The 7573-nt window shown below is 35.5% G+C and carries 7 protein-coding genes and 1 pseudogene; 7 read left to right on the top strand and 1 reads right to left on the bottom strand.

The features are described from left to right. The first annotated feature begins 470 nt into the window (after positions 1-470). The 7 genes from der to G577_RS0109500 all read left to right on the top strand — a co-directional run bounded on the left by der (position 471) and on the right by G577_RS0109500 (position 7102). Positions 471-1781, top strand: a complete 1311-nt coding sequence (gene der / locus G577_RS0109470; protein WP_028790987.1) for a ribosome biogenesis GTPase Der — start codon at positions 471-473, stop codon at positions 1779-1781. A gap of 238 nt (positions 1782-2019) precedes the next feature. Next, on the top strand, positions 2020-2295 hold the full coding sequence (locus G577_RS0109475; RefSeq protein ID WP_028790988.1) for an HU family DNA-binding protein: 276 nt from the start codon (positions 2020-2022) through the stop codon (positions 2293-2295). Positions 2296-2507: 212 nt separating this feature from the next. Next, the gene (locus tag G577_RS0109480) at positions 2508-3545 is read left to right on the top strand and encodes a hypothetical protein (protein ID WP_028790989.1); all 1038 of its coding nucleotides are present in this window, start codon (positions 2508-2510) and stop codon (positions 3543-3545) included. A 10-nt stretch (positions 3546-3555) separates the two neighbouring features. Next, positions 3556-4815, top strand: coding sequence for a tetratricopeptide repeat protein (locus tag G577_RS0109485; RefSeq protein ID WP_028790990.1), 1260 nt, complete (start codon positions 3556-3558; stop codon positions 4813-4815). A gap of 4 nt (positions 4816-4819) precedes the next feature. After that, on the top strand, positions 4820-5380 hold the full coding sequence (locus G577_RS0109490) for a YpiB family protein (RefSeq protein WP_028790991.1): 561 nt from the start codon (positions 4820-4822) through the stop codon (positions 5378-5380). A gap of 167 nt (positions 5381-5547) precedes the next feature. After that, the gene (locus tag G577_RS0109495) at positions 5548-5856 is read left to right on the top strand and encodes a nucleotide pyrophosphohydrolase (protein ID WP_414625647.1); all 309 of its coding nucleotides are present in this window, start codon (positions 5548-5550) and stop codon (positions 5854-5856) included. A 28-nt stretch (positions 5857-5884) separates the two neighbouring features. Next, the gene (locus G577_RS0109500; RefSeq protein WP_028790993.1) at positions 5885-7102 is read left to right on the top strand and encodes a CCA tRNA nucleotidyltransferase; all 1218 of its coding nucleotides are present in this window, start codon (positions 5885-5887) and stop codon (positions 7100-7102) included. A 270-nt stretch (positions 7103-7372) separates the two neighbouring features. On the opposite strand, the pseudogene G577_RS11905 reads toward G577_RS0109500, so the two are convergent. Further along, positions 7373-7573, bottom strand: a pseudogene (locus G577_RS11905) (IS110 family transposase); the annotation flags it as partial.

Genomic DNA, 7573 nt, shown 5'->3' on the forward strand with positions numbered 1-7573 from the left:
ACCATCGTCTGGAAGATGTGGAAGGTTCCCTACAAGAGACAATGGGGATTACAAAAGTTAGGTGTAAATAAGAGCTTAGCTAAACTAACATCGTACGCAGGAAACCACTACCAGTGGGTAGCTACCAAAACCTGTGTAAGAAGGGCAATAACTAAACAAAAACTAGGCCAAGCAGGCCTAGTCAGTTGTTTAGATTACTACCAATATAGACATAACATATATTCATAATGGAGTCGCCGGATACGGAACCGTATGTCCAGGTGACGTGAGAGGGCGATTGATTTCGCCCTACTCGATTGAGAAAAATGAAATATATAAGAATACTTGCAAGATTAGTTTTCATTGGGTACACTGGTGAAGTTAAAAGAGTTGACCGCATATCAAAAGTTATAACGAGTCAGTTTTGATGTTAAATGACAGGAACTATTTCATTGAATGTTTGTTATGCAGGTAAAGATGGAGGGAAAAAAATGCCAAGTCCAACGATAGCGATTGTAGGCCGTCCCAATGTGGGTAAGTCAACAATCTTCAACCGTGTTGCTGGAGAGCGAATTTCGATTGTAGAGGATACACCTGGCGTAACCCGTGATCGTATTTATACAAAAGGAGAATGGCTCAATCAGGAGTTTAATATCATAGATACTGGTGGTATTGATTTAAGTGAAGAGCCCTTTAAAGACCAAATTAAGCATCAAGCAGAAATTGCTATTGAAGAGGCAGATGTCATCATTTTTGTAACAAGCGTACGCGAAGGTGTTACAGAAGATGATGAATTCGTAGCAAATATTTTATACAGGAGTAATACACCTGTAGTATTAGCAGTTAATAAAGCAGATAGCCCAGAGTTACGCAATGAAATTTTTGATTTTTATACGCTTGGTTTAGGAGAACCTTTTCCAATTTCAGGTAGCCATGGCATTGGGCTAGGAGACTTGTTAGATGAAGCGGTAAATCATTTTCCTGATAAAAAATATACAGAAGAAGATTCAATGATTTATTTTAGCTTAATTGGACGACCAAATGTAGGGAAGTCTTCGCTTATTAATGCGATGTTAGGCGAAAATCGTGTCATTGTTTCAGATATCGAGGGAACTACACGTGAAGCTGTTGACACACGTTTTGTTAGCGCAAGTGGTCAAGAATTTACTATGATTGATACTGCTGGTATGCGTAAACGTGGGAAAGTATACGAGAAAACAGAAAAATACAGTGTAATGCGTGCAATGAGAGCGATCGAGCGTTCAGATGTTGTTTTAATGGTATTAGACGCTAAAGAAGGTATCCGTGAACAAGATAAAAAAGTTGCTGGTTACGCACATGAAGCAGGACGAGCGATTATTCTTGTAGTAAATAAGTGGGACTTATTAGAAAAAAAGACGGATACCATGCGCAAATTTGAAGAAAAAATACGAAATGAATTTCTATATTTAGATTATGCACCGATTATTTTTGTTTCTGCGGAAACAAAGCAGCGTTTGAAACAACTTCCTGATTTGATTGAAAAAGTAGGACTAAATCAAAACTTACGAGTGCCGTCTTCTGTATTAAATGATGTCATTATGGACGCAGTAGCGATCAATCCAACGCCTACAGATAAGGGAAGACGATTAAAAATTTTTTATGCGACTCAAGTTTCGGTAAAACCACCTACTTTTGTTATTTTTGTTAATGACGAAAAATTGATGCATTTCTCGTATTCTCGGTTTTTAGAAAACCAAATTCGTCGATCTTTTGAATTTGAAGGAACCCCTATTCGTATTATTCCACGTAAAAGAAAGTAAAAGATTTTACCATAGTATGTTCCTTTTAGCAAAGGGGTTATGCTTTTTGTAAATAAATGGATAAAAAAGAAAAAAATAGCCCTAAAATGGCAAAAAACCTTGATATTAAAAGGTTCTTGTGATAACGTTATATCAGAATATTGATCGAGTGCATCAATATTTGTCACGTGCTTTTGGACCACTCAATTAAACGTGATTATATCGAAACATCATTATATTTCAGGAGGTGATTCCATCCATGGCAAATAAGGCAGAATTAATCGAAAAAGTTGCAGCGACGACTGATTTAACTAAAAAAGATGCAACTGCTGCAGTTGATGCTGTATTTTCAACTATTCAAGATTCTCTAGCTAGCGGCGAAAAGGTTCAATTGATCGGTTTTGGTAACTTCGAAGTACGTTCTCGCGCAGAACGTAAAGGGCGTAACCCACAAACTGGTGAAGAAATTAAGATTCCAGCAAGCAATGTACCAGCGTTTAAACCTGGTAAAGCGTTAAAAGACGCTGTAAAATAAATTTTGTATATAAAAACCCTTGTTAAGGCAAGGGTTTTTTTAGTAACTTTTTTGATAATACATAAAAATAAAATAAACGTTATTCATTTGTCAGTTTATTTTATTTAGGAAATTGATTTTTTTCTTGTTGCGAGCAATTGCAAAATTTCTCAAACACCTTATTTCCATGGTATAATAAAAATATGTAAATTGATACGAAAAGAGGAAAAATGATGCAGTTGACCTATCAAAGACAGGAGCTAACTACACAAATTACTTATGGACAGACTCTTGTTCAAAGTATTGGAAAGATGTTACCAACTGTTAGACATGTGATTATTTTAACCAACCAACGCTATTATGATCAGTTTTTCGAAAAGGTTCAACGCGCGTTTTTCCATAATAATATTGATTGGTACATTTGTCGAAACCAATTATATTGTAATCATTTAGAAGAATTAACAGAATTCTTACAATTTTTGAATCGTTTTTCTCGTGCAAATGAGTATCTTTTTATTGCATTTGGTAACGAAGGGGTTATTCAACTCACTGGTTTTTTACAACAGACGTCACTGTTCGCAGCAAAATTTTGGGTGATTGCGACTTCTGGGCGTTCTTTTTTTAGTGCATTAAGTGAGAACTGTACAATCTGTAAGGAACCTTATAATGATTTGTTGCAGCAAAAAAATTTACCAGAATGTCTTTTTTTAGACCAAACAATTGTACAACAGCAAATAGATGAAAAGTTGCTTGATTTACAGTTGCTGATTAAAACAGGTCTAGTAAGCGACTATTCTTTTTTACAGCGGTTATTTAAAAGTTTTCCAACTCGAAAGCAACTACAACAGTCTTCTTTTATTGCGTTTGTTGAAGACGCAATTCAACTACATCAGCATTACGCTTCAATAATTGCTTCTTATGGAACAACATTTGAAAAAGCTTTCTATTTAACTGAAAATGGTCATTTGCTTTCAGCACATATGAAGCGATTGTTAGGGTTACTTTTACAGTTGTTCTGGAATTTAGAATTGAATGATGTAACATTTCAAATAAAAAATTTTATGCTTTGGTTAAAAAAATTAGGTTATCTGCTTGAATTGCCAGCGACGTTGTCAGTGGGGGAGTATTTAGAACAGGTACTTACCTTACAAAAAGAAAAATCAATGCTGGTTTTATCAGACATTGGAGAAATCGGATATAGGCAAGTAGCAGATGAAAGAACAGTTATAAACGCTATAGAACGTTATCAAAAAATAATTTCAGAGATTTGAGGGAAAGTAAATGACATATAGTGAAAAAATGCTTGCTGCATTAGATCAAGAAGACATTAATGATGCACAGTTACAATTAAAACAAGCTTTAGAAAATGATGATGAAGATATTCTAGAAGAGTTAGGAGAAACATTGCTTTCAATGGGCTTTTTAGACGAAGCGAAGCAAGTTTTTGAGCATTTGAAATCTCGTCAGCCTGAGCAAAAAGCGATGAACTTACCTTTAGCTGAGATAGCCGTGGAAAATAATGAAACAGACCAAGCTTTAGCGTTGTTAGAAGAGGTAGATTCTACTAGTGAATTATATCCACAAGCTTTATTAATTACCGCTGATTTATATCAAGTTTTAGGTGTTCCAGAAGTGAGTGAGGCAAAATTAAAAGAAGCCGCACGTATCCTTCCTGAGGAGCCGCTGATCCAATTTGCTTTAGCAGAACTTTATTTTTCGATGGATCGTTTAAATGAAGCAGAATTTATTTATCAACATTTATTAGAATTAGGCGAAGATGAAATAAATAGTGTGTCAATCAATGAGCGGTTAGGAACAACGCTTAGTTTGGAAGGCGATTTTGAAAATGCTGTGGAATACTTAGAAACTTCTTTGGACGAAGGACAAACAGATGAACGGCTATTCCAAACAGCGTTTGTTTATCGTCAGTTACAAGATAATGATAAAACTATTCACTATTTACAGGAATTGCGTTCGGTAAACCCACAGTATCAAGCTTTATATTTACCACTAGCTGAAAGCCTACAAGAAGAAGAGTTAACAGACGAAGCGCAAACCATTGCTGAAGAGGGGATACATGAAAACCCTTATGCAGTAGACTTGTATCATTTTGCTTCTGAAAATAGTTATCGTTTGCACGATGCTAAAAAGGCAGAAGATTTCTTACTTCAAGCTTTAGAATTAGGTGAAAAGACAGATGAAACTCTTTTGACACTTAGCAACTTATATTTAAATGAAGAACGATTTGAAGATGTTATAGACACTGTGAACCGTATGGAGGATCCTCAAAATCCTAACGCTTTATGGGATTTAGCACATGCGTATAATGAGTTAGAAGAGTTTGAACAAGCGGCTCAATATTATGACCAAGCAAGTGTAAACCTCAAATATGAACCAGACTTTATGAAAGAATATGGGATTTTCTTGCGTGAAGAAGGGCGCTTAGAAGAAGCAAAATCTTATTTGTCTAATTATTTAGAATATGTGCCAGGGGATATGGAGGCAACATCGATTTTGGACGATCTGTCAGAAAGATGGTGAAATTATGGAAATAGCCACGTTAGATAAAAAGCGTTTCTTGAACTGGTTTGTCTCCCATGAAACTTTTGCTAAAAGAGAAGTTTCTTGGATATTAAATTATTTAGCAAATCACGAAGCAATTTTAAAACATGTTCATTTTGTTGAGAAAGCAAGGCGTACACCTAGAGGGCTCACGTTGCGTACTCAACAATTTTATGGAGAGCCTATCACTCTATACCTTGCTGGACAAATGTTTAACGATAGTGATCAAATTTTTCATGATATTCGTTTAAATTGGCGGGATCCACTTTATATTGAATGTCAGTTTACAAACCCGTGGGATAATGAACTATACTTAGGAGTACTAGAAGATAATCCATACTATCGTTGGAACGATACGATGGATGCTCAGACATTAGCTAATGTGGAGACTTATTTAAAAGAAGAAGCTTTACAAGCAGAAATTAGTGAATTATATCAACAAATTGACCAAGCGTTAGAAGAAAATGATCAAAAGTCTTTCCTGGAGCTTTCAGAAAAAGTAAATCAATTGTTAGCTCAAAAAGAAGTAAATAGTCACTCTTAGGAGTTAAGGGTTTGTGACATAAATAAGTATATGTCACAAACCCTTTTTAAGTTTAGCGGCAAACAAGGAGGACTTGTTCTAGGAATTCTAGCGTTCTTTTGCTAAAATGAAAAAGAACTTATTAAAGGGAGGAACGTTCATTGACTGAAAATTATACATTAACTGCCATGCAAAAAGAAGTGGACCAATATATTCAACAGTTTAAATCTGGCTATTTTACTCCTTTAGCACAAATGGCGCGTATTACTGAAGAGGTAGGGGAGTTAGCTAGAGAAGTGAACCATTTTTATGGAGAAAAACAAAAGAAGGCGACAGAAGCCCCAAATACTGTGAAAGAAGAGTTAGGAGATATATTATTTGTTACTCTTATTATGGCTAATTCATTAGATATTGATTTAACTGAAGTATTTGAGAACAATATGAAAAAATTCAATCAAAGAGATTACAATCGATTTGAACGAAAAGAGGAAAAATAGCTGTAAAGGTAAGGAGAATGGGGAAAATATGAAGCTAGAAAAGATTCCAGCTGAATATCAACAAGCGCTTCCTGTTTTGAGAAAGCTTACTGAAGCTGGCCATGAAGCTTACTTTGTGGGAGGAAGTGTACGTGATGTTTTATTAAATCATCCAATCCACGATGTAGATATTGCAACAAGCGCTTTTCCAGAAGAAATAAAACAGATTTTTCCTAAAACAATTGATGTTGGCATTGAACATGGAACTGTTTTGGTTTTAGAAGAGTCAGGACAGTATGAAATTACTACCTTTCGTACAGAATCTAGCTATCAAGATTTTCGTCGACCAGAACATGTAGAATTTGTCCGTTCGTTAAAAGAAGATCTAAAGCGTCGTGACTTTACCATTAATGCTTTTGCACTTCGCGAGGATGGTGAAATAATAGACTTATTTCATGGATTAAAAGACTTAAAACAACATGTTTTACGAGCTGTAGGTAATCCTCATGAACGTTTTTCTGAAGATGCGTTGCGTATGATACGCGGATTGCGTTTTGTTAGTCAGTTGGGGTTCACTTTGGATGAAGAAACGTTTGTGGCAATTAAGGAGAATAATCAGCTGCTAGGGGAAATTTCTGTTGAACGTATTCATATTGAATTTGTAAAACTATTGTTAGGCGACTATCGAAATAAGGGGATTAGTGCCTTTATTTCAAGCCGTTGTTTTGAGTATTGTCCAGGACTGGCGGGTAAATCACAAGAATTATTAGCCTTGTTGAGATTATCAGAAAAAACTATTAGTTATGAAAGCCAAGCTTGGGTACTATTGCTTGATCAATTAAATGCAAGCGAGACAGACATAAGAGATTTTTTAAAAAAATGGAAATGTTCGAATGAAATGATTAAGACGGTACAAGCAGTATTTTACGCTCTACAAATCCGTAAACAAAAAGAATTTTCTGCTGAATTATTATATCAACTTGGTGAGCAACAAGCGCTCCTAGCAGAAGAGTTGCTTCCTTTTTATGGAGGAGAAGCGAATCTGACAAAAGTGCACAATGATTATCAAGCATTGCCTATTCACTCCTTGAAAGATTTAGCTGTTGACGGGAATGATTTAATGAATGATTTGGATAAAAAACCAGGTCCTTGGTTAAAGGAACAGTTAACATGTTTAGAAAGTGCGGTTGTTTGTCGTCAAGTGGCAAATAAAAAAGAAGACTTATTATATATGGCAGAAAAAAAGCAAATGAATTCTGCTCAGTAGAGAAAATGAAAATATCACCTCCTAAAAAACAGCTTTTTGCTTTAGACCTTCTTCTGTCGGCTTTGTTTACCTTGATAAAGGATTGTGCTAAACTTAGATTGTAAGATTGTAAGTTTATGAACAAATCGACAAGCATAGTGGTAAAGAGTCAAGATAAAAAATGAATTTATTGTTACTCTACCACTAAAAAATAGGCGCACTGAACTAGGCCTATGCAAATCAAGCGTTTTCATAGGCTGTTTCCCTAGCAATGCGCAAATAACTTTTTCGTTATTTTTCTATCACGCTCCTAGGTGGCGTATAGAGTTGGTGGTTCCGTAGTAGCGTATCCACCAAGCGCACAAATTTTCTTGCAGTTAAAACGAGGGCTCTTTTGTGTTGATGTTTCGGTGTTTCTTGATACTTTTTACGATAAAAGGCTTGATATTCGGGCAAATGCCGACTGACAGAATTGGCAGCTTCAATTAAGTA

The organism is Tetragenococcus muriaticus DSM 15685 (assembly GCF_000423785.1).
Classification (GTDB): Bacteria; Bacillota; Bacilli; order Lactobacillales; family Enterococcaceae; genus Tetragenococcus; species Tetragenococcus muriaticus.

Excerpts from the sequence above, each read along its gene's own strand:
- G577_RS0109490 (WP_028790991.1), top strand. The coding sequence starts at position 4,820 with ATGGAAATAGCCACGTTAGATAAAAAGCGTTTCTTGAACTGGTTTGTC.
- G577_RS0109480 (WP_028790989.1), top strand. The coding sequence starts at position 2,508 with ATGCAGTTGACCTATCAAAGACAGGAGCTAACTACACAAATTACTTAT.
- G577_RS0109495 (WP_414625647.1), top strand. The coding sequence starts at position 5,548 with ATGCAAAAAGAAGTGGACCAATATATTCAACAGTTTAAATCTGGCTAT.
- der (WP_028790987.1), top strand. The coding sequence starts at position 471 with ATGCCAAGTCCAACGATAGCGATTGTAGGCCGTCCCAATGTGGGTAAG.
- G577_RS0109475 (WP_028790988.1), top strand. The coding sequence starts at position 2,020 with ATGGCAAATAAGGCAGAATTAATCGAAAAAGTTGCAGCGACGACTGAT.
- G577_RS0109485 (WP_028790990.1), top strand. The coding sequence starts at position 3,556 with ATGACATATAGTGAAAAAATGCTTGCTGCATTAGATCAAGAAGACATT.
- G577_RS0109500 (WP_028790993.1), top strand. The coding sequence starts at position 5,885 with ATGAAGCTAGAAAAGATTCCAGCTGAATATCAACAAGCGCTTCCTGTT.